Below are 25,808 nucleotides of genomic sequence, written 5' to 3'. Positions count from 1 at the left end.
CCCTTTTTCCTAGTCAGCGGGTATACATGTTCAGCAAGAAAGCACTGGATAACGGCGTGCTCGTGGTGATGGAGCAGATTCGAAACGTCCGCTCCGTGGCGCTGGGCATCTGGGTGCAGGTGGGCTCTCGCCACGAACCGCGCGAGAGAAACGGGATATCCCATTTCCTTGAGCACATGTTCTTCAAGGGGACGGAGAAGCGCACCGCCCTTGACATAGCCGTGGACATGGACTCCCTGGGCGGGGAGCTCAACGCCTTCACCTCCAAGGAGAGTACGACTTTTTACGTGAAGGTGCTGGACGAGTACCTCGGCCGGGGGGTAGAGCTTCTGGGGGACATCTTTTTGGGGTCGACCTTCCCGGAGGAGGAAATCGAGCGCGAGAAGAGCGTCGTGGGGGAGGAGATAAAGATGGTGGAGGACACCCCCGACGACTACGTGCACGACCTCTTCAACCGCTCCGTCTGGGGCGAGGACGGCCTGGGCCAGGCGGTCCTGGGCACCAGGGATACCGTGGGTGGCTTTTCCCGCGAGAACATCCTGGAGCACATCAAGAACTCCTATGGCACCGGAAACATCGTTGTGGCCTGCGCCGGGCACTTCGACGAGGACGCCCTTATGGAGAACCTCAACAGGGCGCTGGATGGAATCGGGCTGGGCCCGAAGCCCCAAACCGGCGCTTTGCCCGTCTTCCGCCCGCGGGAATCAGTCCATGAAAAGGACCTCTCCGAAGTGCACATCTGCATGGGCGTCAAGGCTCTTCCCCAACCCAGCGAAGAGAGATATCACCTCCTTCTGCTGAACACCATACTGGGCGGAGGGGTCAGCTCCCGCCTCTTCCAGGAAATCCGGGAGAAGCGGGGACTGGCGTACTCCGTCTACTCGTTTCTCTCCATGTACGGGGACACGGGGCTCTGGGGGGTTTACGCCGGCACGGGAGAGGAGCACGCCCAGGAGGTCGTGGAGCACACGGCCCGGGAGTTCCGGTCCCTTGCCCAGACCGTGACGAAGCAGGAGCTTGAGCGGGCGAAGGCGCAGGTGAAGGGAAACCTCATCCTCGGCCTCGAGTCCACGAGCAGGAGGATGCAGAACATCGCCATACAGCAGATATACTACGGCCGGTACTACTCTCCCGGGGAGATACTGAAAAAGATAGACGCCGTCACCCTCGAAGAGGTGCGGCACCTGGCAGGGCGGCTCGCCTCCGATGGGGAGGTCGCCCTTACCGTGCTGGGGCCGGTGGAGCAAGGGTCTCTGAAAGTATCCTGACGGCCCGGTCCATCTCTTCTTCCGTGTTGTCCTTCCCGAGGCTGAACCTTACCGAGGAGAGCGCCTCGTCCTCCGAAACGCCCATGGCCATGAGCACGGCCGAGGGCTTCCTCTCCCCCGCGTGGCACGCGGAGCCCGAAGACATGGCTATCCGGTCCCCCAGGGCGGCGGTCAGGGAGGTGGAATCCACACCGGGGCAGCAGAGATTCAGGGTCCCCGGAAGCCTGAGGGCAGGGTGGCCGTTCAGGCGGAGGGCGGAGACGTTCCGCCTGAGGCCCGAAAGGAACCTCTCCGCCAATGCCTCCACATGGCGTCCCCGGGCCTCTCGCTCCCGGCCCGCAAGCTCGCAGGCCACACCGAGACCCACCACCCCGGAAACGTTCTCCGTCCCCGGGCGGAGCCCCTTCTCGTGTCCGGCCCCGAAGAGGATGGGCTCCAGGGCGATGCCCCTTCGCACGTACAGCGCCCCGACACCCTTGGGCCCGTAGAGTTTGTGGCCGGCCACGGTAAGCATGTCACAGGCCTCCGCGCTCACGGGCACCTTTCCCACGGACTGGGCGGCGTCTGTGTGGAAGGGGACCTTGCGGCTCCGGGCCAGACGCGCTATATCCTCGATGGGCTGGAGCACGCCGGTCTCGTTGTTGGAGTGCATGACGGTGATGAGCACCGTGTCGTCCCGTATGGCCCGCTCCACCTCATCCACCTTCACGCGTCCGTCGCCGTCCACCCCGACGAGGGTGGCCTGAAAACCCTGAGAGAGAAGGTGGCGGACGGCCTGGGTTACGGAGGGGTGTTCCACGGCCGAGGTGACGATGTGCCCTTTCGGACGACGGCGCGCAAGGCCCAGGATGGCAAGGTTGTTGGACTCGGTGCCCCCGGAGGTAAAATAAATCTCCTCCTGCCGTGCTCCGAGAAGCCCGGCGACCCGGGAGCGGGCCGTTTCCACGAACTGGCGCGCCCGGACCCCGGGGAGGTGGCAGCTCGAAGGATTTCCGAAGCCCTCCCTCTGGGCTTCCGCCATGGCCTCCGCCACTTCCGGCTCTACCGGAGTGGTCGCGTTGTGGTCCAGGTAGATCATGGAAGGACTTTATTTTACTAAATTTTTTTGGGCTCCGCAAACCGTGCGTCCCTTTACAAAGCGCGCGCATACCTGATAACATAAAAGGTCAATGAGGAGAGGTGGCCGAGCTGGCTGAAGGCAGCCGCCTGCTAAGCGGTTGTGGGGTCAAAAGCCTCACCCAGGGTTCGAATCCCTGCCTCTCCGCCAGCGTATGGACTTCATGGCGTGCAACCTATACAGGAGGAAGGCGAATGAGAAAACTTCTGGTGCTGTTGGCGGCTCTTGTCGTGGTCTTTGCTTTCGTGGGGTGCAAGCAGAAGGAGGAACCGATTACGAAGCCGGGCCAGCCGGGCGGGGAGGCCGCTTCTCCGCATGGCGTTATGCCTCCCGTGCAGACGCAGATAGTCGTCCCCGAATCGGTTGCAGGGAAGTGGAAGGCGGTCACGTTGGTTATCGAAAACAAGACGACCAAGAAGTCCGACGAAGTCACCATTCCGCTGGAGGGAGAATACGCCATCCCGGGCTCGAACCTGAAGATCGAAGTCGGGCAATTCCTTCCCGACTTCAAGATGAGCGGGTCGACCATTACATCGGCCTCAAACGAGCTGAACAACCCGGCGGTGCATGTTGATGTGTTCGAGGGTGACAAGCAGATATTCACCGGATGGCTGTACTCGAAGTTCCCGGCCATCCACCCCTTCGAGCATGATACGTACGCCCTGACCCTGAAGGAGGGCATCAAGGCCACAAGCTAAACAGAGGAGGGGGCCTTCGGAGCCCCTCCTTCCGTCTGCGCCCATAGCTCAGCCGGATAGAGCATCGGACTACGAATCCGAGTGTCGGGGGTTCGAATCCTCCTGGGCGCGCCATATTTTCAAGCACTTGCGGGCTTCCGGTCATCTTTGCGGGAGCCCTTTGTGCTTGTTTCGTGTGTTCGAAATTGCCCATCTCCTTTCCGTTCGAGGACTTCTTGTGCTTCCCGATGCACATCCGTCAGCCTCTCTGAGGCGGCCCCGAGGTCTGACCCACTGACCACGTCGTACCTTCGAAAATGCGAGAGCCGACATACGGCGCATGGCTGAAAACTCCCGGCTGGTGGCGCACGGACCGGCACCGTCGCGCCGCTTTCTCCGGTTATGGACCTGCATCAAGTCTGGGATAACGTTGACTACCTTGCGCCCTCCGAAAAAGGTACTCTGAGGTGCTCAATGTCCGGTTCCGCCTGGTTGCGGGATTTCCTATCGTGAATGTCATGGTTTCCCAACAGATTCGCATCTCAAGCTGCACCTACCATTAACGAATTATGACCATCATTCATACGGCCTATGATATGTAAACTTTCTCGAATTTTGTGTCGGAGGATTTTACAAAAGATAGTTTAGCCCACAGACGTTGAGAAAACTATCATTTAAAATCCGGATGTTCTAAATGGGCACGTCTTTTGCTTGTAATCGGTCCGATTCCCGATAAACCGAAAAACCTGGAAGGGAGGTGAAAAGAAATGAAAGGACCAAAAGTAGCAATGGGAAGAAAGGTGCAGCTTTTGCTCACCCTCTGTGTTGCGCTTCTTCTGGCATTGCCGTACGTCGCATTAGCGGACACCATCAGCCCGGCTTCGGTTTCAGCGTCTATCGATGTGGGTGAGAGCCTCACCGTTGAAAAGACGGTGACCGTAACCTCGGACGTCACAACGGCAAAGGTGGACGTCTTCTTCCTGTTTGACACCACGGGAAGCATGGCTCCACTGATATCCTCCGCGCAGACCAACGCCTCCACGATTCTCTCAAATGCCTCGGGGCTGGGGGACGTGGCGTTCGGCGTGGGCGACTACGAGGATTTTCCGGTGTCTCCTTACGGCCTCCCGGGCGATGTAGCCTACGAGCTGGTCCAGGATATCACGACGGACGCCACCGCAGCGCAAAGCGCAATCGGTTCGCTGGACGCAGTCGCTGGCAGTGGCGGCGACACTCCTGAGGCCAACCTTTATGCGCTTGACCAAGTGGCCACCACGACCAGTTGGCGGGACGACGCTACAAAGATAGTCGTCTGGTTCGGCGATGCTCCGGGGCATGACGGGGACCTGGAGGCCTCATATCCATCCGATATAGGGCTTTCTGACGCCATCGGTTCTCTCACTGCGGAGAATGTTGTTGTGGAGGCAATCGACCTGGGAGGTTTGAACTCTACCGGTCAGGCGACTGCCATCACCGACGCCACCGGAGGCGACCTGTTCAGCGGTGTGACTTCGGGTGAGATCGTCACCGTGATCGATGACGCCCTGGCGTCCGTCTTTGCGTCCTATAGCGAGGTGTCCCTGATGGCGGATGGCAACCTGCCGGGCGTAGGCGTCTCCATAAGCCCTACGTCTTATCTGGGTGACTTCTCGCGTGACACCGACATGACGTTTGCCTTTGATGTAACCTTTACCGGTCTTGAAGCCGGAACGCATGCTTTCAGCATTGATGCGCTCGTTGACGGGGGCATTGTTGCCATAGAAAGCGACAGATTTACGGTGGGTGGCGCAGCAGCCGCCGTGCCGGAGCCTGCAACTTTTCTGCTGGTGGGAGTCGGTCTTTTAGGTCTTGTCGGTGTGAGAAGTATGAAGTTCGGGAAGTAAATTGAACATCAAGGCGAGCAGGCACGGGTCAATTACCCGTGCCTGCTTTTTCCCCGCTCAAGCCGGACCCCCTGTTTGCCGGTGATGCATTCATTTCGTTGATTTTTTCCTGGACTTCGAGATAATTTAAAAGACGGTCTATTGAAAAGGCAGGGGGTTGAAAATGACGAGGAGAGCATTATTCTGGTTGTGCATGTTTGTCGCGGGGGCGATTGCATCCCTGACATTTGACATCGCGGTTTCTCAGGCCTTCCCGGTAATCGACATAACCCCCGAACAGATACAGGTTCTTCCTGGGCAGAAGTCTCTGGCTGAGGCCCTTGCCCTTCTGAACCATGGTCGATACGATGCTGCAATCAAGAAGGTCCGGGAAGTGCTGAAAGACGACCCCGGCTCTGCCCCCGCCCAGGAAATCCTCGGGGCCGCGTTGGTCATGAAGGGACAGGTTGACGAAGGTCTCAAGGCCCTTAAAAGGGCCGTTGAACTGGACCCTTCCGCGGATTCAGCCATCACCAAGATAGGCGACATCTATATGGCGCAGGGCCAACAGAAGAAAGCTAAAGAGAAATTCCTCCAGGCCATCAAGATAAATCCTCAAAACCGGAGAGCCCACCAAAGGCTCGGGCTGATATACGAGGACGAAGGTAAGTATCAGCAGGCCGTCGAACATTATGGAAAAGGCATAAGGGGGACACCACCCGAGTATGTAGGAGTCAAGGTAAACCTGGGGCGGCTCTATAACCTTTCGAGGATGTACGAAAAGACCATTGCGCTGCTTGAGGGACTCATTACCAGAGATAAAGGTGGTGCCACGGCGCATATCGTGCTTGGCTCCGCTTATCTGAACACGGACAGGGTGAACGAAGCCATTGACCATTTTAAGACCGCCCTCAAACTCGAACCCGACACGGAGAGGGCCCGCCTTCCGCTAGGGATGGCATATAGGGAAAAGGGGAAATACCAGGAATCCCTCGCGGAACTACAGAAAGTAACAGAGATAAAGCCTGAGTGGTCTGTCGGACATTACCAGCTTGGAGAGACGCTCTTTGCGATGGGACGATACGAAGAAGCGCTGCGGTGCTACAAGCGGGCCGCAGACCTAAGCCCTGATCCACTTTTTGCCCGGAAGAGGATTGCAGATGTGTACCTCCGCGAGGAAAAACCCGCAGAAGCGATAAAGATTTACACTGAAATAGTGGGCTCCGGGAACGCGGGTATTGAAATTTACGACTTGCTCGGCTCAACGTATCAGATGATTGGCCAGATGGACCTCGCCGAAGAGACATTCAAGGAAATGTCCCGGAGGTTTCCGGACTCACCCTTGTCTTTTTACGAACTTGGCCTCTTTTACGGTTATGTCAAGAAATACGATATTGCACTCGATGAACTTGGCAAAGCTCTCTCGCTTGCCCCGAGTGAGCCGCTGATTCTCAAGGCCCTGAGCGTAACGTACGTACGGAAAGGCGACCTGAAAAAGGCAATCGAGGCCGCAGAACAGCTCCGGAAGGCCAGCCCCGATAATCCCGATGACATGTTTTACCTTGCCGCCCTCTACCAGGACGCGGGGGACAAACTCCGTGCACTAAAGATGTATCGGGATATCATTGCAAATGATCCCCAGCATGTGTACGCCCTCAACAACCTGGCGATGCTAGAGCTTGAAAGAGGGGACAACGACCAAGCCCTGATGATGGCGCGGAGGGCCGCCTCCTCGGCGGGCGAAAACGCCATGATTCTTGATACCCTTGGATGGGTTCTGTTCAAGCTTGGCAGGACAAAGGAAGCCCTGGATACACTCGAGAAGTCGACCTCTCTGTCGCCGAATAGCCCAACCATCCTTTATCACCTAGCCGAGGCGTACCGGGCCTCGGGCAACGCGGAGGCCGCACGGCGCAGCGTAGAGAAGGCTCTCTCGATCTCTCGGGATTTCAAAGAGGCGAAGGAAGCGGAAAGACTCCTCAAACGTCTTCCCTGAACAGCCGATCCTTACAGAACAAGGATTGCCCTTCGGTAAAGAGCGGATAGATGGGAGTTTGCCGGTCAGACTCCGGCCGCCTTCCACCAGCTCAGTGTCACCTTGATACCGAATCCTCCTGGGCGCGCCACAACTTCATAAAAAAGTTACTTTTTCCAAAGGCCCCTTTCAGAGGGGCCTTTTTTAACAACCACTGGGCAACCGGCAGATGGCGGAGGGGGGCGTGTCGCCAGGAGGAAGAGATGTGGAGGCCTTCCAAAAAGAAGGCACAGTAGCGGCGACCAAACTTAATTCTCATGTCTCTAAAGACACCCACCTTATGGCACTGGCATCTTTCTGAGTGAAAAACAAGCTCATGCGAATTACAGCCGTCAGGTGATTAGGTGAAATTGAAGCGGGGATAAAGAAGGGCGCTCCTCCCATCCAATGTCGTTAGACTATTAACAGGAGGAGCGCCCTATGGCGATCACGCCAGTGTACCAGAAGTCGCGGATGTCACATAATGCTGCCTATCTTCTGAATCGCCTTCTGAACGCCGCAAGCCCCAGGAACCCGCTGCCGAGAAGAAATAGTGTGGAAGGCTCGGGAATGGGCTCTCCACCCCCTCCTCCTCCGCCGCCGCCGCCTTGGGTTATCTCGCCGTAGACCGACAGTCCGCTGATTCCCTGGTCGATATCAAATTGGTTAAGGATGGTGCCGGTGGCGATGTCGATATTGTATATGTCGCCTGTATAATATTCCGCGGTCCAGAAGGAGGTGCCATCCGGGTCGAGATTCAGGGCGAAGAGCAAGCCGGAACCGGGCAGGTACGTCTGCGCAACGTTCCCGCTGCTGTCGAACCGAAGGACCTTATTAGTGTCGGCGGCCAGAATCCCCCCGCTTGAAAGAAGCCTGAGGGCAAACAGGTTAAACCCCTCGTTGGTGAAATCTGTCAGTTGCGTGCTGGTGTCGAGGTCGTACCTGAGAATCCTGGAGCCCTCTGAGGTGTAGTAGAGGGTCGTCTGGTCGGCTGCAAGATCGATCCAGTCGCTCCCCCGGTCCTGCGTCGCGACACTGTACTGGGTGACAGGATTTCCACCCGTACTGGGATCAAACAGGTTGACAGTTCTGTCTCCGTCGGCCGTCCCCGACAGTGCCATCCCGGCTATGTTGAACAGGATAGATTCATTGGTCGAGCCATTGACAGAAGGGTTCGTGAAAAATGGGGAGGGCGACACCAGGTTGCCGCTGGAATCGAATTTGTAAATACCACCTGCGGGTTGTAGCGAGAACCCTGCTGTCACATAAAAGTTGCCGCTCGAATCGAAGGCCGAACCCGTCAACTCCCCAGATGAAGGCGTGCTGAGGGTCTGCACCAGGGTTCCGGTGGGGGTGTACTCTTGGACCGTCCCGTCCCGGAGGGATACGAAAACGTTTCCCTGTGTGTACGGCAGGGCCGAGGCAATGCCCGTCCATGCTAACAACATGAACAACGTCGCTATGATAGCGACTCTTCTCATGGAGACCTCCTTTCGCTGGTCTTATTAAGAATCGAGCAGGCAATATTCGTGCCCTTTTACAGGTGCCTGTCCCGCAAGGATTCCTTGACGCCCTCCTCTCTGTCTTAATTAGATGACCACATCCCCTTGAAATTTTGTAAAAGCAAAATATATGCCTTATATAAAAGCATTGTTTTTATGGGGATTTCTGAATCCTTGCTTATCTTGGGGTGTATTTTTGCAAATAATTCCGACAGAAGATTATGGAATTCTTAACGGTCTATGGGAAGGATTACAATCAGTAACAGATAGGGCTTAATCTTTCTAATGTGAGACAAACGGGAAGACATATGCGGAGTGCCGTTCCCCCGCGTGAATCCCTGTAGTAGGATGAAGATGAGGAGGAGCGTGCATGGTCTTCATGGTCCACGGTGGAGCGGGGGAGAAGAGGCCCTCCGGGGCAGCCTTACAGGCGCTGTCGGAGGCTCTTCGGGAGGGCTGGGACATCCTCAAAGCCGGGGGGGCCGCCCTCGATGCCGTCACCAGGACCATTGCCCTCATGGAGAACTCCGGGGAGTTTAACGCCGGGGCCGGGGCCAACCTCCAGGCCGACGGCCTCCGGAGGCTGGACGCCTCCGTCATGGAAGGCCGCGGGCTTAGGGCCGGTTCCGTCATCGGCCTTCAGGGTTTCAGAAACCCCGTTTTTGCCGCCCGGCGGGCCATGGACCTGCCCAACACAATGCTTGCGGGAGAAGGGGCCGCCGCCATGGCCCGCGCCGAGGGGCTTGCACCGCTCCCCCCGCCGGTCGAAAGGGCCAGAGAGAGCCTGCAGAAGGCGAGACGGAACAGGGACTTCATGGAGCTGTACGAGAAATACTTCTCCACCGTGGGGGCTGTGGCCCGGGACGGGAGGGGCGACCTTGCGGCCGCGGCATCGACGGGCGGGGTCGCGGCGATGCTCCCCGGCCGGGTAGGCGACACCCCCATCGTGGGCGCCGGGGTTTATGCCGAGAACGCCCTGGGTGCGGTGGCCTGCACGGGCTCCGGCGAGCACATCCTGCGCCTTTGCCTGGGCAAGGAAATATGCATGAGCCTTTTCCTCCTGACCCTGCGCGAGGCCGCAGCGCGCTCGCTCACCAGGCTTACCCGCATGGGCGGCGAGGGCGGGGTCATCGCCATTGACGCGAGGGGAAGGCCGGCCATCATCCACACGACGAAGTACATGGCCGGGGGATATGTCGGGAGGGACGGCCTTACGGTGAAGGAGTGCTTCGTGCGCGTCGGGGGCTCCGCGAGGGGCGCGGGCCTTTAGAACTGCCCGAGGAAGCGGACGTCGTTTTCGTAAAACAGGCGGATGTCGTCCACCGAGAAGCTGAGCATGGCGATGCGCTCCACCCCCATGCCGAAGGCAAAGCCGGTGTACTGCTCCGGGTCGTAGCCCACCATTTCGAAGACCCTGGGGTTGACCATGCCGGCCCCCAGGATTTCTATCCACCCCGAGGCCTTGCAGACCCGACAGCCGCGGCCCCGGCAGAAGGTGCACCCGATGTCCACCTCCGCGGAGGGCTCGGTGAAGGGGAAGAAGCTCGGGCGGAACCGCACCGGCACCTCCGGCCCGAAGAAGGCATGAACGAAGGCCTCCAGGACGCCCTTCAGGTGGCTGAAGGAAATGTCGGCGCCCACCATCAGGCCCTCCACCTGATGGAACATCGGCGTATGGGAGATGTCGGCGTCGCAGCGGTAAACCTTTCCGGGGGCGATGAACCTCAGGGGAGGGGTGCTCCGCTCCATGACCCGTACCTGCACAGGAGAGGTGTGCGTGCGGAGAACCACCTCGTCGCTGATGTAGAAGGTGTCCTGCATGTCCCGGGCGGGGTGGTCCTTGGGGATGTTCAAGGCTTCGAAGTTATAGTAGTCCGTCTCCACCTCCGGGCCTTCCTCCACGCCGAAGCCCATGCTCGAGAATATCCCGATGATCTCGTTCATGGTCTGGTTGACGGGATGCTCCCGGCCGTAAGGCCGATACTTGCCCGGCAGGGTGATATCCACGCTCTCGGCCAGGAGCTTCTCACCGAGCTCCTTGTCCTTGAGCTGCACTTTGCGGGAGGAGATTTCCTCCGCGACGAGGGTCTTCAGGTCGTTGACCCCCTTGCCGAAGGCCTTCTTCTCCCCGGGCGGCATCTCGGCCAGCAGCTTGAACTGCTCGGTCACCAGGCCCTTCTTCCCGAGATACTTGACCCGGAGCCTCTCCAGGTCCTGCGTCGAGTGGGCTTGCCGTATGTCCTGTCCGAACTCCTCCCTGAGGGCGGTCAGGTTCATCAGGACGCGAGCTTCTCCCTGGCGGTGCCCACGAGGGCCCGGAAGGCCTCGGGGTCGCGGTAGGCCATGTCGGCCAGGACTTTCCTGTTCAGGAGAATCTCGGAGTCCCGGAGCCCCTTCATCAACTGGCTGTAGGTCAGCCCCTCCTGGCGTGCGGCGGCGTTGATGCGGGCTATCCACAGGGACCTGAACTCGCGCTTCTTCGCCCTCCTGTCGGCGTAGGCATGGCGCAGGGCCTTGTCCACGGCTTCCGTAGCACTCCTGAAATTGCGGCTTTTCGCCGAGTAAAAACCCTTGGCCCTGCTTAAGACTTTCTTTCTGCGTCTGCGGGTCTTGAACCCCCCTCGTGCCCGTGGCATCTATTCCTCCTTGGTCGCTTTCTATCGGCGTCTTACAGGTGAAGGAGCTTGCGGACGGCCTTCTCCTCGGTCGCAGAGACCAGGGCGGGCTGCCTCAGGCGCCTTTTCCGCTTCGCTCTTTTCTTAGTGAGGATATGGCTCTTGTACGCCCTGTTTCTCCTCAGCTTCCCGCTGCCCGTCAGGCGAAAGCGCTTGGCCGCTCCCCTGTGGGTCTTCGCTTTCGGCATTTCGTCCTCCTTCCTTTATTTGGACGAAGGGGCCAGCACCATGATGATGCTGTTGCCTTCGTGTCTGGGTTTCTGTATGACGTTGTAATCGCCGTCCAGAAGCTCCATGACCCTATCGAACACCTTCATGCCCATCTCCGGACGGGCCCTCTCGCGCCCCCTGAAGAACATCGAGACCTTGGCCTTGTGCCCCGCGTCGAGAAACCTCTTGATGTTGCGCACCTTCAACTGCAGGTCGTGCTCGTCGATACGGGGGCGGAGCTTGACCTCCTTGAGCTCGGGCGCCTTCTTCTGCGCCTGCTTCTTGCTTTGCTGATATTTATATTTCCCGAAGTCCATGATCTTGCAGACAGGAGGCTTGGCGCCGGGGGCCACTTCCACAAGGTCCAGGTCCTTCTCCCTGGCTATCCTCAGGGCCTCCCTGGTGGGCACGATGCCGACCTGTTTGGACTCCTCGTCCACCAGCCGGACTTCCGGGACCCGTATTCTCTCGTTTATTCGAGTAATCTTGCTTATGCCTTCACCTCCTCAGTTGTATCTCTTCCCGAAGCAGGGAATAAAACTCGTCAAACGAAAACGGCCCGATGTTCTCACCGGTCCGCTTCCTGACGGTAACCTTGTTTTCCTGCACTTCCTTATCCCCTATTATAACCAGATACGGGACCTTTGCGATAGTGGCCTGCCTGATTTTATAGCCGATTTTCTCGTTTTCCGCTCTGAGCGCGGCGCGCACTCCCCGGCCCTTCAAAAAGCGGGCCAAAGCGCCGGCATACTCCGCGTGGCGGTCCGCGATGGTGAGTATCTCCACCTGCATGGGGGCGAGCCAGAGGGGAAAGGCCCCCGCATAGTGCTCCACGAGGACGCCGAAGAACCTCTCCAGGGAGCCCATCAGGGCCCGGTGGACCATGATGGGCCGGTGCTCCTTGCCGTCGGCCCCCCTGTAGGTGACGTCGAAACGCTCCGGCAGGTTGAAGTCCACCTGCACGGTGCTGCACTGCCAGGCCCTCCCCAGGGAGTCCTTGACCTTGATGTCTATCTTCGGCCCGTAAAAGACCCCCTCGCCCGGGTCCACCTCGTAGGGAAGGCCCTTGTCGCGGAGAGCCGCCTCCAGGGCCCCGGTGGCAAGCTCCCAGTGCTCCCCTGTGCCCACGTATTTTTCGGGCCGCGTGGAGAGGTAGATGTCGTAATCCTCGAAACCGAACGTCCTCAGGACGAAAAGGGTGAAGTCCAGGACTCGCTGGACCTCCTCTTCCGCCTGGTCCTCCCGGATGAAGATATGGGCGTCGTCCTGGGTGAACCCCCGCACCCTGAGAAGCCCGTGCAGGACGCCGGAGCGCTCATAGCGGTAGACCGTGCCCAGCTCGGCGAACCGCACGGGGAGGTCCCGGTAGCTCTTCAGGGAGCTCTTGTAGACCATGATGTGGAAAGGACAGTTCATGGGTTTCACCTCATAGGGCTGTCCTTCCACCTCCATGGGGGAGTACATGTTCTCGCTATAGAAGTCCAGGTGTCCGCTCCGCCCCCAGAGGTCGAGCTTCGCGATATGCGGGGTGTAGAGAATCTGGTAGTCGGCCTTCAGGTGCTCCTCCCGCCAGAAGTCCTCGATGGTCTTCCGGATGATGGCCCCGCTGGGGTGCCAGAGGATGAGCCCCGGGCCGATGTCCTCGCTCACGCTGAAGAGGTCGAGCTCCCGGCCAAGCCTCCGGTGGTCGCGCTTCTTGACCTGTTCGAGGAACTCCAGATACTCCGTCAGTCCCTTCTTGTCGGCGAAGGAGGTGCCGTAGATGCGCTGAAGCATCCTGTTGTGCTCGTCTCCCCTCCAGTAGGCTCCGGCGATGCTCAGGAGCTTGAAGGCCTGCACCCTTCCGGTGGAGGGCAGGTGGGGGCCCCGGCACAGGTCGATGAAGCCGTCCTCTTCATAAAGGGAGACCTCCCGGTCTTCTATCTCCCGGAGGATCTCCACCTTGTAGGGCTCCCCCTTTTCCTCGAAAAGCCCGATGGCGTCCTCCCTCTTCATGGCCTTCCGGACAAAGGGGGTATTCCGCTTGATGAGGTGGGCCATCTTTTTCTCGATGGCCTCCAGGTCCTCCGGCGTGAAGGGGCGGTCCATATCGAAATCGTAATAGAAGCCCTCGTCCGTCGCCGGGCCGATGGCAAGCTTCGCCTCCGGGAAAAGCTCCTTGACGGCATGGGCCATGACGTGGGCGGTGCTGTGGCGGTAGACCTCCCGTCCCTCTTTGCTCTCGAAGGTAAGGACCTCCACGGCCCCGCGCCCGGACAGCCGGGAGACCTCGCTCAGGTCGTACAGTTCACCGTCGGCCCTGAGCGCCAGGGCCTTTCCCTTCTTCAGCTCCTTTTCGGCCTGTGAGAGGTCCTCGGCCTGGACCTCTCCGCCGGGGAAAATGAGTTTAATCTCCGGTCCTCCTTGGGGCCCCTCTCCACGGGGAGGGGAAACGACCGCTTTTCGGTGCAACATCATAATATATATGAATTCACGGCATATTTCAATCTCAGAATGTCCCTGTGTTATCCTTAACCGTGCGCGACGAATTGCTCATGAGGAAGGCTCTCCGGCTGGCCGCCCGGGCCCGGGGCAGGACGAGCCCCAACCCCATGGTGGGGGCCGTTCTCACCCGGGGTGGGCAGGTCGTTGCGGAGGATTTCCACAGGAGGGCCGGCTCGCCCCACGCCGAGGCCCTGGTCCTGGAGAAGGCCGGACAGAGGGCCCGGGGCTCCACCCTGTATGTCACCCTCGAGCCCTGCAGCCACCTGGACAAGAAGACCCCGCCCTGCGCCGACGCCATTATCAGGGCGGGCGTGGCCCGGGTGGTGGTGGCCATGGTGGACCCCAACCCCCGGGTGCGCGGAGAAGGGGTGCGCAAGCTCGGCGAGGCGGGCATAGAAGTCCAAACGGGCCTCCTCGAAGAGAAGGCCCGCGCCCTGAACGAGGCCTACGAGAAGTTCATCACCACGGGGCTTCCCTTCGTCATCCTGAAGACCGCCATGACCCTGGACGGAAAGATAGCGACGCCGGAGGGGGAATCCAAATGGATAACCGGGGAGCCGGCCCGCCGGCTGGTGCACAGGGTGCGGGACGAGGTGGACGCCATCCTCACCGGCATCGGCACCGTGCGGGCCGACGACCCGGAGCTCACCGCCCGGGTGCCGGGAGGGGAGGATCCCTTGCGCGTCATCGTGGACCCGGACCTCGAGGTCTCTCCCGACGCCCGGGTGCTCCGCACGCCGCCTCCCACGCTCCTGGTCACGAGAAACCGGGGCGAGAAGGCCCGCGGGCTCGAGACGAGGGGTATCGAGCTTCTCTTTTTCCAGGGACGCCTGAGCCTGAGATGGCTCATCGAGGAGCTGGGCAGACGGAACATCGTCTCCGTGCTCATCGAGGCCGGCTCCAGCCTGAACGCCTCGGCCTTCGAGGAGGAGATTGTGGACAAGGCGATGGTCTTCGTCGCCCCCACGGTCATAGGGGGAAGGACGGCTTTCACCCCGGTTGGCGGCTCCTCCTTCAGGCGCCTCGGCGAGGCCTGCCGCCTCGACCGGTTGCAGGTGCGGCGGGTCGGCGAAGACATCCTTATCCAGGGCAGGGTCTCCTATCCGCCGCGGATGTCTAAAGCTTCCCCTCCCGCTTCACCCGGTTCTGCTCGTCCATGACGAAGATGCGGGGCGCATGCGATGCCTGTTCCTCCTCGCTCAGGAGGCAGTAGGCGAATATCATGAGCTTGTCACCCACCGCGCCTTTCCGGGCGGTGGGACCGTTGAGGCATATCTCCCCGGCCCCGCCCGCAATGACGTACGTCTCGAAGCGCTCCCCGTTCATGAGGTTGCTCACCTGCACCTGCTCGTACGGCCGTATGTCGGCTTTCTCGAGAAGGCCGGCGTCAATCGTAATGCTCCCTTCGTAGCGAAGGTCCGAACGGGTGACGGTGGCCCCGTGTATCTTGGCCCTGAGCATGGGGCGGAGCATATGTCTTATTCGATGATCCTGGGGACGCGGTAGAAGTTCTTCGCCCTGTCGGGGGCGTTGGCGAGGACCTCGTCAACCGGAAGCGACGGCCTCGGCTTGTCTTCGCGGAAGACGTTGCCCAGCTCAAGCACGTGGGAGGTGGGCTCGACGTCCTCCGTGTCCAGCTCCCCGAGCTTCTCCATGTAGGCCAGGATATCGCCCAACTGGCCCTCGAACATTGCGGCCTCCTCCTCGGTAATGGCCAGCCGGGAGAGGCGGGCGATATACATGACGTCGTCCCGCGTTATGGGCATCCTCAGGTGACCCTTTCGAGGTTGGCGAACTTCAGCGCCAGCCTCTTGACCCCGATGGAGGGGAAGTTCACGGTTATCTTCTGGTCGTCACCGTTTCCGTAACAGTCCCGCACGACGCCCACTCCCCACTTGGGATGCCGCACGCGGGCCCCCACCTTGTAGAGTCCCACGGGCTTGAAGGCCTTCTTTCGGGCCCGCCGCGAGCCGAAGTCCTCCAGGGCCTCGGGGCGCTTCTCTATGCGGAGGCAGCAGACATCGGGCAGGCTGCCCAGAAACCGCGAGGGCTCCTGTTCCTGGACCTTCGCGAAAAGCCTGCGCCGGCCGGCCCCCGTCAGCACCAGCATGTCCTTGGCCCTGGTCATGCCCACGTAAAGAAGCCGCCTCTCCTCGGCTATCTCCTGGGGTGTTTCCGCCTTGAAGTAGGGCACCACCCCTTCCTCCAGGCCGGAGAGACAGACGACCGGAAACTCAAGGCCCTTTGCGCCATGCAGGGTAAGCAGCGAGACCGAACCCTCCGGACCCGCCTCGTCCAGGCTGGTGACCAGGGAGAGGGAATCTACAAACTCCTTTATGTCCCGCCCTTCGGCGGACTCGATGAGCTCCTTGACGTTTTCGGCCCTGTCGTCGTCAACGTAGTCCGAGTAGCCCGTCTTGATATAGATATTGCGGAGCATGTCTGCGGCGTTTTTGTAGCTGCCGGCGGCCACGTCCTCGATGACGCTTGCGAAGCCGTTGAGCTTCTCTTTCGTGGAGGAGATGAGGGAGCCGCCCTTGACGATGCCCTTTATGGCGGCAAAGAGGCTCCCGTTTTTCTTCTTCGCCACCTGTTCGACCTTGGCCAGGGTGGAGGCGCCGATGCCCCTCGGCGGGACGTTTACCACCCGCCTCAAGCTCACGTTGTCGTCCCGGTTCAGGACCAGGCGCATGTACGCCGTGATGTCCTTTATCTCCTTCCTCTGGTAGAAGCTGACGCTGCCCACCACCCGGTAGGGGATGCGCTCGTGCCTCAGGGCGTCCTCCAGGGCGCGCGACTCGACGTTTATCCGGTAAAGGACGGCGCAGTCGCTGTAGTCGTACTGGCCCTTGAGGTACAGCTCCTTGAGGAGCTTTGCGATATATTTGGCTTCTTCGTCCTCGGAGCCGAACCAGCAGTGGCGCACCAGTTCGCCCGGGTCGCGGTCGCACCACAGGGTCTTTTGCCTCCGCTTGTCGTTGTCCTTTATGATGCTATCCGAGACGGCAAGGATGTTCTTGGTGCAACGATAGTTCTGTTCGAGCTTGACGACGGCGGCATCGGGGAAGTCCTTCTCGAAGTTCAAGATGTTCATGACGCTGGCGCCCCGGAAACCGTAAATGCTCTGGTCGTCGTCTCCCACGGCCGCCAGGCTCCTGCTTGCGCGGCCCAGGAGCTTTACCAGCTCGTACTGGGAGGAGTTGGTGTCCTGAAACTCGTCCACGAGGACATGCTTGAACTTGTTCTGGTATTTTTCCAGTATCCTGGGGTTCTCCTGGAAGAGCCGGACGGTGAGCATGATGAGGTCGTCGTAATCCAGGGCGTTACAGCGCTTCAGCTCGTCCTGATACCGCACGTACACCCGGGCCAGCCTCTCTTCGAAACCGAACCCGTCGCCATCGGCCAGAAAGGCCTCCGGCGTGACGCCTGCGGCTTTCAAGGCGCTGATGCGGGAGAGAATCCCCCTGTACAGCGCCTCGTATATCTTGAACTCCTTCAGGATATGCCGGATGAGGGTGCACTGGTCCTCTTCGTCGTAAATGGAAAAATCGTTCTTGTACCCCAGGGGCTGGATCTCCTTGCGAAGGATCCTGTTGCACTGGGAGTGGAAAGTACCTATCCAGGCGCCACGGAGGTCTTTCCTGCTGAGCTCGCCGATGCGCTCCTTCATTTCCCCGGCGGCCTTGTTGGTGAAGGTGACGGCAAGAATGGTGTTGGGAGAAGACTTCTGCGCGAGGTAGGCAAACTTGTGGGTGATGACCCGCGTCTTGCCGCTGCCGGCTCCCGCGATGATGAGCAGGGGTCCCCCATTGTGGGTGACGGCTTCCTTTTGAGAAGGATTCAACCCTTCCAGAATAGATTTCGACATCATCCCCTCATAAATTCTAACAAATCGTCTTAAAAATTATCCACTTTTCACTCGACGGTGACGCTTTTCGCAAGGTTCCGCGGTTGGTCAACGTCGCATCCCCGGAGAACGCCTATATGATATGCAAGAAGCTGAAGCGGGACCGCAAAAAGAATGGGTAAAAGAAAGGGTGAGGCTTCCGGCACCGCGAGGGAGAAGGCGGCCAGGCCGCTGTCGTCCCCGCCGGTGTCCGTCGTCACTGAAATGATGGTTCCGCCTCTGCTTCTTATTTCCTCCATGTTGGATATGACTTTCTCGTAGAGCCCGTCCCGAGGCGCCAGGAACAGGACGGGATAGCCGGCGTCTATGAGGGCGATGGGGCCGTGCTTCATCTCTCCGGCGGCGTAGCCCTCGGCGTGAATATAGGATATCTCTTTCAGCTTGAGCGCCCCTTCCAGGGCTATGGGGTAGTTGATGCCCCGGCCGAGGTAAAGGAAGGCGTTCTTCTTCTGCAGCTCCCGGGAGATGGCCTCCACGTCCTTCTCACCCTGGAGCGCGGTCTCCACCTTGTCGGGCATGGCAAGCAGCTCCTTGACGAGCCCGCGGCAGTCCTCCGGAGCGAGCACCCCCCGCGCCCTGCCCATGGCCACGGCCAGCAGATAGAGGCCCGCCATCTGTGTCGTGAAGGCCTTCGTGGAGGCCACCCCCACCTCCGGGCCTGAGCGTGTATAGAAGACGGCGTCGGCCTCCCGCGAGGAGGTGCTTCCGATGACGTTACAGACGTTGAGGACGGGCACGCCCGTTTTCCTGGCGAGCCTCTGGGCTGCCAGCGTGTCGGCCGTCTCCCCCGACTGGGTGATGGAGACGAAGAGGCTCTTCCCTCCTATGATGGGGCTTCTGTAGCGGAACTCCGAGGCGATATCCACCTCCACCGGCACCCTGGCCAGGGCCTCTATCAGGTACTTGCCCACCAGCGCCGCATGCCACGAGGTCCCGCAGGCCACGATGAAAAGCTTCTCCGCTTCCCGGAGAAGCTCCTCCGTAAGGTGAAACTCCCCCAGGTTGACCTCGCCGGTCTCGGCGCTGACGCGTCCGGCGATGGTGTCGGCCAGGGCGCGGGGCTGCTCGAATATCTCCTTGAGCATGAAATGCTTGTAGCCGCCTTTCTCCGCCATGGAGGCGTTCCAGGCGATGCGGGTTGGCTCCCGCCGGAGGGGCTCCCCCTCGAGGTTGCTGAAGGCTATGCCCCCGCTAGTCATGACCACCATCTCGTCGTCTTCAAGGAAGACCACATTCCGCGAATAACTGAGAAAGGCGGGGATGTCGGAGGCGACGAAAAAGTCCGTCTCGCCGACCCCGGCCACCAGGGGGCTGTCCTTCCGCACCGCCACGACCTTACCGGGCTCATCCTCGCTCATCACGGCGATGGCGTAAGCGCCCCGCACCTCGACAAGGGCCTTCCGGACGGCTTCCTCCAGCGTGCGGCCCCCGGAGTGCTTGTTCACGAGGTGACAGATGACCTCGGTGTCGGTCTCGGAGGTGAAGACGAAGCCGTCGGCCTCAAGGGACCTCTTCAGTTCGTGGTAGTTCTCGATGATGCCGTTATGCACCAGCACGATGCCGCCGGAGCGGTGGGGGTGGGCGTTTTCGTCGGAGGGTTTGCCGTGGGTGGCCCACCGGGTATGGCCGATGGCCACGGTGCAGTGGGCCTCCACGCCCCTCAAGCGCTCACTGAGGTCGTTTATCTTGCCCTTGCAGCGTTTGACGTGGATTTTCCCGTCGCTCAGGAAGGAAACGCCGGCGGAATCATACCCCCTGTACTCCAGCCGCCGGAGGCCCTCCACGATGACCGTGATGGCGTCCCTCTTTCCCACGTATCCGATGATGCCGCACATGCGCGCTACCTCTTTTTCCTCGCCCAGCCGGGGATGGTCTTCTGGGCCGTCCTGCTGACGGCCAGAGCAAAGGGGGGGACGTCCCTGGTAATGGTGGAGCCCGCCCCGATGTAGGCCCCCTTGCCGACTCTGACGGGAGCTACGAGCTGGGTGTCGCTGCCGATGAAGACCTCCGCACCGATAACCGTGGGATGCTTCTTCCTGCCGTCGTAGTTGCAGGTGATGGTTCCCGCGCCCACGTTGACGCCGGGCGAGAGGACGGCATCTCCCAGATAGCTCAGGTGGCCGGCCTTGACGCCCTTGCCCAAAACGGCCTTTTTCAGCTCGACGAAATTGCCGACCCTGGCCCCCTCCCCGATGCGGCTTTCCGGGCGCACGTGAGCGAAAGGACCCACCTGGGCACCGGCACCGACTACGGACTTCTCAATGACCGTGCTGTCCTTGACAACCGCGCGGTCTCTTATGACGCTGTCGGTTATACGCGCGTTGGGGTAGACCGTGCAGCCCCTGCCCACCCGCGTGTCTCCCATGAGGTAGACGTTCGGGTAGATGAGCGTGTCCGAACCGATGCTCACCAGAGGGTCGATGTACACGGCACCGGGGTCCATGAAGGCGACGCCCTTTTCGACATGGCGGGCCACGGTCTTCTCTCTCAGAACGCCCTGGGCCCGCAGGAGGTCTTTCCGGCTGTTGACCCCGAGGAATTCCTCTTCCTCCCCCCGGCGGAAAACCCCCACACGCGCCCCCGCCCGAAGGGCCACCGACACCAGGTCGGTAAGGTAGTATTCCCCTTTTTTCCTGTTGAGCTTTATTTTCTCAAGGAAGGGGAGGGTGTGGACCTCTATGGCGTAGACGCCGCTGTTGACCTCCCGGATGTTCCGCTCCTTGGGGGTGGCGTCCTTCTGCTCCACGATCCTCACGTCACCCCCGCCGCGAACGATGCGTCCGTAGGAGGAGGGGTCCCGGGCGGTGAAGGATAAAACGGAGACGGCGTTTCCCGCACGCGCGTGGGCCGAGAGGAACTTCCGGAGGGTGCCCGCCGTAATCAGAGGGGTATCGCCGTTGGTAACCAGGACGGTTCCGGCGCGGAGCGCGCCCAGGGGCTCCAGGCCCGCCCGCACGGCATGGGCGGTGCCGAGCTGCCTGCCCTGGGTGGCATACTCCACGGGGAGGGGAGGGCGGATGGCCTCGCGCACGGCCCGCCCATTCACGCCCACGACGAGGACGGTCCTCTTCGGACGCAGGGCTTTCAGGGCATGGAGGGGATACTCCAGCATGGGCCTTCCCATGAGGGGATGCAGAACCTTCGGAAGCGAGGACTTCATCCGCGTGCCCAAGCCCGCGGCAAGCACCACGCAGAAGAGGCTTCTGTCGCCCGGAGGGCCCATCAGACCGCTTGTCTTTTCATTACTTCTTCGGGTATGTCGAAGTTGGCATAGACGTTCTGTACGTCGTCGTTCTCTTCCAGGGCCTCCATGAGCCGGGTCATCTGCTCCGCCTGCTTCTCATCCAGGGTAACGTAGCTCTTGGGAAGCATGGTGACCTCGGCCAGGGCGACCTCAATGCCGGCCTTCTCGACGGCCTCCCGCACGGACTCCATGTCCTCCGGGGCGGTGAGGACCTCGTAGCTTTCTTCGTTGGGGTCGTTCTTCATGTCCAGCGCCCCGGCCTCCAGGGCCACGCTCATCAGGTCGTCCTCGCCGGCGGCACTCTTTTCCACCAGGATATAGCCCGTCTTGTCGAAGAGCCAGGCGACGCAGCCGCTCTCGCCCATGCTTCCGCCCTGTTTGGAGAGGATATGCCGCACCTCGGAGACCGTGCGGTTCCTGTTGTCGGTGAGGGCCTCGATGTAGACGGCGACTCCGCCCGGACCATAGCCTTCGTAGAGGACCTCCTCGTAGGACATGCCCGGCAACTCGCCGGTGCCTTTCATGATGGCCCGCTTGATGTTGTCCTGGGGCATGTTGACTTCCTTGGCCTTATCGATGGCGAGCCTGAGGCGGGGGTTGCCGTCGGGGTCGCCGCCTCCCATGCGGGCGGCAACGGAGAGCTCCTTGACGATCTTGGTGAAAACCTTGCCCCTCTTGGCGTCGGTGTGGGCCTTCTTGTGCTTTATCTGCGCCCACTTGGAATGGCCAGCCATGGCGTGCTTTGAGACCTCCTCAAGGCTACTGGCGAAACTGCACTCTCTCGATGCTGCCGAGGCTCATGGCGGGAATTTCCCCCCTCCCGGCCATGAGGAACATTCGCCGGCGATGCTTCTATAATAGCCTGTCAAGCCCCTCCGCTTCAATAGAATCCCGATAGAAACTCAGCCGCCGCACGCCGCCGCCCGGGGACAGGGCCTTTAAAAGGCGACTCCGGCCTACCGGATACCGTAGTCCTTTATTTTCGTCAAGAGGGTCTTGTAACTGACCCCCAGACTCTGGGCCGCCTTGCTCTTATTGCCGCCCGACTCCTGGAGGGCTCGACGAATGTGCCCGGTCTCCGCCTGCCGGAGGGCAAACCGGGCCACCTCATCCAGGGAAGCCCCGGGAGCCCCTGGAAAAAGTCCCGGCGCACCGTCGGGGGCAAGGGAGATGTGCTCGGGCTCGATGCGGCCGCCCTCGGCGAGAATCATCGCCCGCTCTACGGTGTTTTCGAGCTCCCGGACGTTTCCCTTCCAGCGATAGCCCTGGAGCATTCCCACGGCCTCCCCGGAAATGGTCCTCTCGGGCATCTTGAGCTCCCTGGCGTACTTCTTGACGAAGTATTCCGTCAGAAGGGGGATGTCCTCGGGCCTTTCCCTCAACGGCGGAATCCTCAGCGGGAAGACGTTGAGGCGGTAGAAGAGGTCTTCGCGGAACGCCTTCTCCTGGACGGCCTTTTCGAGGTCCCTGTTGCTGGCCGCCACGACGCGGACATCCACCCTGACGGCCTTCGTGCCGCCGACGCGCTCCACCTCGCCCTCCTGCAGGACCCTCAGGAGCTTGGCCTGCAAGGAGGGGTGAAGCTCCCCTATCTCGTCAAGGAATATGGTTCCCTCGTGGGCAAGCTCGAACTTCCCGAGCTTGCGCGACTCCGCCCCCGTGAAGGCTCCCTTCTCGTAGCCGAAAAGCTCGCTCTCCAGAAGGTCGTTGGGGATGGCGGCACAGTTGACCGGGACAAAGGGGTAGTCCTTACGGCCGCTCAGGTGGTGGACCGCCCGGGCGAAGAGCTCCTTGCCGGTGCCGCTTTCTCCCAGAAGTAGAACTGTCGTCCTTGCGGGGGCGACCTTCTGGACTTTACGGGCCAGGTCCTGGATGCCCTCGCTCCGCCCTATGATGGTGGGAAGGCCCAGGTGAGAGGCCAGCTCCTCCCTGAGAAGGATGTTTTCGGTCAGGAGCCTTTGGTTCTCCGTGGCCCTTCGTATGAGCACCAGGAGGTGCTCCACGTTGAAGGGCTTGGTTATGAAGTCGTAGGCGCCTTCCTTCATGGCCTCCACGGCCGTCTCCACGGAGCCGAACGCGGTCATGACGATAACGGGCCTCAGGGGGTTTTCCTCCCGGGAAGCCCGAAGGATGCGAAGCCCGTCGCCGTCGGGGAGTTTCAGGTCCGTAAGAATAAGGTCGGAGGACTCCTGCTTGATTTTTCGAAGACCCTCGGCCTCGTTTTGTGCTGTCAGGGCCCTGTAGCCCTCGGCCTCCAGGGTTTCCTTGAGCATGCGGGCCATGGAGTCCTTATCTTCGACAATGAGGACTGTCTGCATATTTCGCATATTCTACCATAGCGTTCCGCCCATCTTGCGCTATAATTGCGCCATGAGCAGTGCCGCGCTGGACATCGGCTCCAATACCTTGCGCCTTCTCATCGGCACGCTTCAGGGCGGCAGCGTGGAGCCCCTCCTCTACGAACGGGACATCACCCGGCTGGGCGGCGAAATGGGCCGGACCGGCAGGGTGGGGGAGAAAGGGCTTGCCCTGTCCCTGGAGGTCCTGAAAAAGTACCGCTCACTCATGGAGGCGCACGGTGTCGCCCGCTACAGGGCCGTGGGGACGAGCGCCCTGCGCGAGGCGGCCAACCGCGCGGAGGTCCTGCGCATGGTGAAGGAAACCGCGGGAATCGATATCGAAGTCGTCAGCGGCGAGGAGGAGGCCGAGCTGACGGCCCTGGGGGTGACGTCCTCGCTTCGCACGCCGCGCTCCGTCCTCATCGCGGACATCGGGGGAGGGAGCACGGAGATGATGTTCTGCCGGGGGCCGGAGCTTGTGAAAAGAGTTACCGTGCCGGCCGGCGTGGTAAAGATGGCCGAAGGGTTCATCCGGTCGGACCCGCCTCGTCCGGGCGAGCTTGCGGCACTGGACGAGGAAGCCGCGCGGGTGGCCCGGAACCTCGCCCGGCATTTTAAGGACCTTCTTCTGCCGGAGACGGTTTTTGTGGGCACGGCAGGCACCGCCACGACCCTTGCCGCCATGGACCTGGCCCTTGAAGAGTATAACCGGGAGAAGGTCCACGGCCACGAGATATCCCTTGAGAGGCTGAGGCGGATGTCCACCCGTCTGGCCTCTCTGCCTCTTGCGGAGAGGGTCCGGGTCAAGGGGCTTGAGCCCGGCCGAGAGGACTTGATTATACCGGGCATCCTGCTTACAATTACAGTCATGGAAATGCTTAATTTCCGCAGGGTTGTTATCAGCGACCACGGGCTCCTGCAAGGAGTCCTTCTCAGGCTCGAATATGCGTCCCATAAGCTTTCTTGAGCGCATTCTGGGTGAGAGGAGCGTTACCGTTCCTTTCATCGATTACATGAAGGACCCCGTGGCCATCCTCTCGCGCGACGGGCGCATCCTGGAGGCCAACAGCGCCTTTTCCGCCCTGGCCAACCTGGAACCATCAAGCTTGCGCGGGCGCGACTGCAGAGACGTCGAGCCCATGAAGGAGCTCTGGAACACCATCAGCGCATGCGTCCTGCACCGGAAGGAAGAGACGGAGCGCATATCCTACGGCAACATGACCCTGGACGTCCTCATCACCCCCATCATAACGGGAGACGAAGTCCGCAACCTCGGCGTCGTCTTCCGCGACGTGTCGTCCTACGTGCTCCTGGAGAACGAATTCGTGAAGCGGAGCAAGGAGCTCATCATAACGAACACCCTTTCGAGCGCCTTCATCTCCTCGAGCAACATGGAGGACGTTTACACCGAGCTCATCGAGAAGGTCCTCATCATAACGAACCTGAACCTCGGGTGGATTGTCATCGTGGAGGACGACAGGTTCAGGGTGAAGAGCTCCGAGGGGCTGTCACGGGAGTTCCGGGATGCACTGGAGCAGGGCGAGCTGGAGAGCCTGTACCGGCAGGCGCTGGAGGCCGGGGACCCCCTCTATGTGCTTGAGGCCGGGTACAACGACATGCCCGAGCCGTTGAAAAAGGAGGGCATTGCCTTCTGCATCGTCATCCCCCTCAGGGTGGGCGAGGAGAACATGGGCCTTGTGGCGCTGGCCAGCAGGGTGGAGATTCAGTTCGACTTCGACTTTGCCTCCCTTCTCTCCCTGGTGGGCAATAACATTTCGCTCATAGCCGAGAAGATACGCTTCTTCCGGAAAAACGAGATGCTGGCGGTCACGGACGCCCTGACGGAGCTTTATAACGTCCGCTATTTCTACACCGTCCTCAATGCCGAAGTGGCACGCACGGAGCGCTACGCCACGCCCTTTTCCCTCGTTCTCTTCGACATCGACGACTTCAAGTCCCTGAACGACACCTATGGCCATCAGGCGGGCGACGACGTTTTGAAGGACGTGGCCGGCGTCCTGAAGGCGTCCTCCCGGGAGACGGACGTCGTGGCGCGCTACGGAGGGGAGGAATTCATTATAATATTACCGAACACCACGAAGGAGGAGGCCTACGTCCTGGCCAACAGAATAAAGGAAGCCGTGGAGAAGGTGACATTCCTTGACGAAGCGGTCCGCATATCGGTCAGCGGCGGAGTGGCCTCATGTCCCGGGGACGCCTTCGATGCCAAGGGGCTTTTGTACGCGGCGGACATGGCCATGTACGCCGCCAAGGCCGCGGGGAAGAAACAGGTCCGGTGCTTCGAGAAAGAAGGCGCATAAAGGGCTCCCGGGCAATGGCCGCGAGAGCCGGCGCATCGTCTCCGTGGATTTTGGAGAAAAGGCGGAGACGCCGTCAATCGAGAGACGGCAAAAGGCCTTGACGGAGGGGTTTCTTCCCCTTCGTGAGCCCTGTCGGGGGGGCTCGGAAGCCCTGTCGGAGGGCTCGGAAGCCCTGTCGGGGGGCTCGG

22 protein-coding genes and 2 tRNA genes are annotated in these 25,808 nt (G+C 60.7%); 10 read left to right on the top strand and 14 right to left on the bottom strand.

Annotation, left to right across the window (positions count from 1 at the left end; translation table 11 throughout):
* The first annotated feature begins 26 nt into the window (after nucleotides 1-26).
* Nucleotides 27-1,268 (top strand): pitrilysin family protein, encoded by a 1,242-nt coding sequence (locus tag P8Y39_00210; protein ID MEJ2190754.1) that lies wholly within the window; start codon nucleotides 27-29, stop codon nucleotides 1,266-1,268.
* On the opposite strand, the gene P8Y39_00205 is transcribed toward P8Y39_00210, so the two are convergent.
* Entirely contained in the window at nucleotides 1,222-2,346 is a 1,125-nt protein-coding gene (locus P8Y39_00205) for a cysteine desulfurase family protein (GenBank protein ID MEJ2190753.1), read from the bottom strand. The genes P8Y39_00210 and P8Y39_00205 overlap by 47 nt on opposite strands.
* A 95-nt stretch (nucleotides 2,347-2,441) precedes the next feature.
* Here P8Y39_00205 and P8Y39_00200 point away from each other — a divergent pair.
* The 5 genes from P8Y39_00200 to P8Y39_00180 all read left to right on the top strand — a co-directional run bounded on the left by P8Y39_00200 (nucleotide 2,442) and on the right by P8Y39_00180 (nucleotide 6,920).
* Nucleotides 2,442-2,535, top strand: a tRNA-Ser gene (locus P8Y39_00200).
* Nucleotides 2,536-2,579: 44 nt separating this feature from the next.
* Complete coding sequence (locus tag P8Y39_00195) at nucleotides 2,580-3,083, top strand: DUF2155 domain-containing protein (GenBank protein MEJ2190752.1); 504 nt, start codon at nucleotides 2,580-2,582, stop codon at nucleotides 3,081-3,083.
* A gap of 37 nt (nucleotides 3,084-3,120) precedes the next feature.
* Nucleotides 3,121-3,197, top strand: a tRNA-Arg gene (locus tag P8Y39_00190).
* A 653-nt stretch (nucleotides 3,198-3,850) separates the two neighbouring features.
* Complete coding sequence (locus P8Y39_00185) at nucleotides 3,851-4,945, top strand: VWA domain-containing protein (protein ID MEJ2190751.1); 1,095 nt, start codon at nucleotides 3,851-3,853, stop codon at nucleotides 4,943-4,945.
* 163 nt (nucleotides 4,946-5,108) lie between these two features.
* Nucleotides 5,109-6,920, top strand: coding sequence for a tetratricopeptide repeat protein (locus tag P8Y39_00180; GenBank protein MEJ2190750.1), 1,812 nt, complete (start codon nucleotides 5,109-5,111; stop codon nucleotides 6,918-6,920).
* A gap of 509 nt (nucleotides 6,921-7,429) precedes the next feature.
* Here P8Y39_00180 and P8Y39_00175 read toward each other — a convergent pair.
* The gene (locus P8Y39_00175; protein ID MEJ2190749.1) at nucleotides 7,430-8,419 is read right to left on the bottom strand and encodes a PEP-CTERM sorting domain-containing protein; all 990 of its coding nucleotides are present in this window, start codon (nucleotides 8,417-8,419) and stop codon (nucleotides 7,430-7,432) included.
* Nucleotides 8,420-8,810: 391 nt separating this feature from the next.
* Between P8Y39_00175 and P8Y39_00170 the strand changes: the two genes are divergently transcribed.
* The gene (locus P8Y39_00170; GenBank protein ID MEJ2190748.1) at nucleotides 8,811-9,710 is read left to right on the top strand and encodes an isoaspartyl peptidase/L-asparaginase; all 900 of its coding nucleotides are present in this window, start codon (nucleotides 8,811-8,813) and stop codon (nucleotides 9,708-9,710) included.
* On the opposite strand, the gene pheS is transcribed toward P8Y39_00170, so the two are convergent.
* Genes pheS through thrS form a run of 5 tightly spaced genes read right to left on the bottom strand, consistent with a single transcriptional unit; the run spans nucleotide 9,707 to nucleotide 13,782 of the window.
* Nucleotides 9,707-10,717: a phenylalanine--tRNA ligase subunit alpha gene (pheS, locus tag P8Y39_00165; GenBank protein ID MEJ2190747.1), complete on the bottom strand. Its 1,011-nt coding sequence runs from the start codon at nucleotides 10,715-10,717 to the stop codon at nucleotides 9,707-9,709. The genes P8Y39_00170 and pheS overlap by 4 nt on opposite strands.
* Nucleotides 10,717-11,076 (bottom strand): 50S ribosomal protein L20, encoded by a 360-nt coding sequence (gene rplT / locus P8Y39_00160; GenBank protein ID MEJ2190746.1) that lies wholly within the window; start codon nucleotides 11,074-11,076, stop codon nucleotides 10,717-10,719. Before rplT ends, pheS begins: the two co-directional genes overlap by 1 nt.
* Before the next feature lie 32 nt (nucleotides 11,077-11,108).
* Nucleotides 11,109-11,303 (bottom strand): 50S ribosomal protein L35, encoded by a 195-nt coding sequence (rpmI, locus tag P8Y39_00155; GenBank protein ID MEJ2190745.1) that lies wholly within the window; start codon nucleotides 11,301-11,303, stop codon nucleotides 11,109-11,111.
* A gap of 15 nt (nucleotides 11,304-11,318) precedes the next feature.
* Nucleotides 11,319-11,819: a translation initiation factor IF-3 gene (gene infC / locus P8Y39_00150; GenBank protein MEJ2190744.1), complete on the bottom strand. Its 501-nt coding sequence runs from the start codon at nucleotides 11,817-11,819 to the stop codon at nucleotides 11,319-11,321.
* Nucleotides 11,820-11,823: 4 nt separating this feature from the next.
* On the bottom strand, nucleotides 11,824-13,782 hold the full coding sequence (thrS, locus tag P8Y39_00145) for a threonine--tRNA ligase (GenBank protein MEJ2190743.1): 1,959 nt from the start codon (nucleotides 13,780-13,782) through the stop codon (nucleotides 11,824-11,826).
* Between the two features lie 77 nt (nucleotides 13,783-13,859).
* Here thrS and ribD point away from each other — a divergent pair, with 77 nt between their 5' ends.
* Entirely contained in the window at nucleotides 13,860-14,969 is a 1,110-nt protein-coding gene (ribD, locus tag P8Y39_00140) for a bifunctional diaminohydroxyphosphoribosylaminopyrimidine deaminase/5-amino-6-(5-phosphoribosylamino)uracil reductase RibD (GenBank protein MEJ2190742.1), read from the top strand.
* Here the strand turns inward: ribD and P8Y39_00135 are convergent.
* The 7 genes from P8Y39_00135 to P8Y39_00105 all read right to left on the bottom strand — a co-directional run bounded on the left by P8Y39_00135 (nucleotide 14,926) and on the right by P8Y39_00105 (nucleotide 23,278).
* The gene (locus P8Y39_00135; protein MEJ2190741.1) at nucleotides 14,926-15,282 is read right to left on the bottom strand and encodes an aspartate 1-decarboxylase; all 357 of its coding nucleotides are present in this window, start codon (nucleotides 15,280-15,282) and stop codon (nucleotides 14,926-14,928) included. The genes ribD and P8Y39_00135 overlap by 44 nt on opposite strands.
* A 5-nt stretch (nucleotides 15,283-15,287) precedes the next feature.
* Entirely contained in the window at nucleotides 15,288-15,575 is a 288-nt protein-coding gene (gatC, locus tag P8Y39_00130) for an Asp-tRNA(Asn)/Glu-tRNA(Gln) amidotransferase subunit GatC (GenBank protein ID MEJ2190740.1), read from the bottom strand.
* A gap of 2 nt (nucleotides 15,576-15,577) precedes the next feature.
* Nucleotides 15,578-17,680 (bottom strand): DUF3553 domain-containing protein, encoded by a 2,103-nt coding sequence (locus P8Y39_00125; GenBank protein MEJ2190739.1) that lies wholly within the window; start codon nucleotides 17,678-17,680, stop codon nucleotides 15,578-15,580.
* Between the two features lie 44 nt (nucleotides 17,681-17,724).
* The gene (gene glmS / locus P8Y39_00120; GenBank protein ID MEJ2190738.1) at nucleotides 17,725-19,551 is read right to left on the bottom strand and encodes a glutamine--fructose-6-phosphate transaminase (isomerizing); all 1,827 of its coding nucleotides are present in this window, start codon (nucleotides 19,549-19,551) and stop codon (nucleotides 17,725-17,727) included.
* A 5-nt stretch (nucleotides 19,552-19,556) separates the two neighbouring features.
* Nucleotides 19,557-20,939, bottom strand: coding sequence for a bifunctional UDP-N-acetylglucosamine diphosphorylase/glucosamine-1-phosphate N-acetyltransferase GlmU (glmU, locus tag P8Y39_00115; GenBank protein MEJ2190737.1), 1,383 nt, complete (start codon nucleotides 20,937-20,939; stop codon nucleotides 19,557-19,559).
* A complete protein-coding gene (locus P8Y39_00110; protein ID MEJ2190736.1) occupies nucleotides 20,939-21,694 on the bottom strand; it encodes a YebC/PmpR family DNA-binding transcriptional regulator in 756 nt (251 codons plus the stop codon). The genes glmU and P8Y39_00110 overlap by 1 nt, the downstream gene beginning before the upstream one ends.
* A gap of 222 nt (nucleotides 21,695-21,916) precedes the next feature.
* Nucleotides 21,917-23,278, bottom strand: a complete 1,362-nt coding sequence (locus P8Y39_00105; protein MEJ2190735.1) for a sigma-54 dependent transcriptional regulator — start codon at nucleotides 23,276-23,278, stop codon at nucleotides 21,917-21,919.
* 52 nt (nucleotides 23,279-23,330) lie between these two features.
* On the opposite strand from P8Y39_00105, the gene P8Y39_00100 reads away from it, so the two are divergent.
* Together P8Y39_00100 and P8Y39_00095 are read left to right on the top strand one after the other, a co-directional pair.
* Nucleotides 23,331-24,266 carry an exopolyphosphatase gene (locus P8Y39_00100; protein ID MEJ2190734.1) on the top strand — a complete coding sequence of 312 codons (936 nt, stop codon included), beginning with the start codon at nucleotides 23,331-23,333 and terminating at the stop codon, nucleotides 24,264-24,266.
* Nucleotides 24,244-25,620 carry a diguanylate cyclase gene (locus tag P8Y39_00095; protein ID MEJ2190733.1) on the top strand — a complete coding sequence of 459 codons (1,377 nt, stop codon included), beginning with the start codon at nucleotides 24,244-24,246 and terminating at the stop codon, nucleotides 25,618-25,620. Before P8Y39_00100 ends, P8Y39_00095 begins: the two co-directional genes overlap by 23 nt.
* Nucleotides 25,621-25,808 lie beyond the last annotated feature (188 nt).

This window comes from Nitrospirota bacterium (genome assembly GCA_037386965.1).
Classification (GTDB): domain Bacteria; phylum Nitrospirota; class Thermodesulfovibrionia; order Thermodesulfovibrionales; family JdFR-86; genus JARRLN01.
The sequence above is the reverse complement of the archived record's forward strand: the minus strand, read 5'-3'. Positions and strand labels throughout refer to the sequence as shown.

Coding starts and splice junctions, on each gene's coding strand:
- P8Y39_00210 (MEJ2190754.1), top strand. CDS start 27: ATGTTCAGCAAGAAAGCACTGGATAACGGCGTGCTCGTGGTGATGGAG.
- P8Y39_00205 (MEJ2190753.1), bottom strand. CDS start 2,346: ATGATCTACCTGGACCACAACGCGACCACTCCGGTAGAGCCGGAAGTG.
- P8Y39_00195 (MEJ2190752.1), top strand. CDS start 2,580: ATGAGAAAACTTCTGGTGCTGTTGGCGGCTCTTGTCGTGGTCTTTGCT.
- P8Y39_00185 (MEJ2190751.1), top strand. CDS start 3,851: ATGGGAAGAAAGGTGCAGCTTTTGCTCACCCTCTGTGTTGCGCTTCTT.
- P8Y39_00180 (MEJ2190750.1), top strand. CDS start 5,109: ATGACGAGGAGAGCATTATTCTGGTTGTGCATGTTTGTCGCGGGGGCG.
- P8Y39_00175 (MEJ2190749.1), bottom strand. CDS start 8,419: ATGAGAAGAGTCGCTATCATAGCGACGTTGTTCATGTTGTTAGCATGG.
- P8Y39_00170 (MEJ2190748.1), top strand. CDS start 8,811: ATGGTCTTCATGGTCCACGGTGGAGCGGGGGAGAAGAGGCCCTCCGGG.
- pheS (MEJ2190747.1), bottom strand. CDS start 10,717: ATGAACCTGACCGCCCTCAGGGAGGAGTTCGGACAGGACATACGGCAA.
- rplT (MEJ2190746.1), bottom strand. CDS start 11,076: ATGCCACGGGCACGAGGGGGGTTCAAGACCCGCAGACGCAGAAAGAAA.
- rpmI (MEJ2190745.1), bottom strand. CDS start 11,303: ATGCCGAAAGCGAAGACCCACAGGGGAGCGGCCAAGCGCTTTCGCCTG.
- thrS (MEJ2190743.1), bottom strand. CDS start 13,782: ATGATGTTGCACCGAAAAGCGGTCGTTTCCCCTCCCCGTGGAGAGGGG.
- ribD (MEJ2190742.1), top strand. CDS start 13,860: ATGAGGAAGGCTCTCCGGCTGGCCGCCCGGGCCCGGGGCAGGACGAGC.
- P8Y39_00135 (MEJ2190741.1), bottom strand. CDS start 15,282: ATGCTCCGCCCCATGCTCAGGGCCAAGATACACGGGGCCACCGTCACC.
- gatC (MEJ2190740.1), bottom strand. CDS start 15,575: ATGCCCATAACGCGGGACGACGTCATGTATATCGCCCGCCTCTCCCGG.
- P8Y39_00125 (MEJ2190739.1), bottom strand. CDS start 17,680: ATGATGTCGAAATCTATTCTGGAAGGGTTGAATCCTTCTCAAAAGGAA.
- glmS (MEJ2190738.1), bottom strand. CDS start 19,551: ATGTGCGGCATCATCGGATACGTGGGAAAGAGGGACGCCATCACGGTC.
- glmU (MEJ2190737.1), bottom strand. CDS start 20,939: ATGGGCCCTCCGGGCGACAGAAGCCTCTTCTGCGTGGTGCTTGCCGCG.
- P8Y39_00110 (MEJ2190736.1), bottom strand. CDS start 21,694: ATGGCTGGCCATTCCAAGTGGGCGCAGATAAAGCACAAGAAGGCCCAC.
- P8Y39_00105 (MEJ2190735.1), bottom strand. CDS start 23,278: ATGCAGACAGTCCTCATTGTCGAAGATAAGGACTCCATGGCCCGCATG.
- P8Y39_00100 (MEJ2190734.1), top strand. CDS start 23,331: ATGAGCAGTGCCGCGCTGGACATCGGCTCCAATACCTTGCGCCTTCTC.
- P8Y39_00095 (MEJ2190733.1), top strand. CDS start 24,244: ATGCGTCCCATAAGCTTTCTTGAGCGCATTCTGGGTGAGAGGAGCGTT.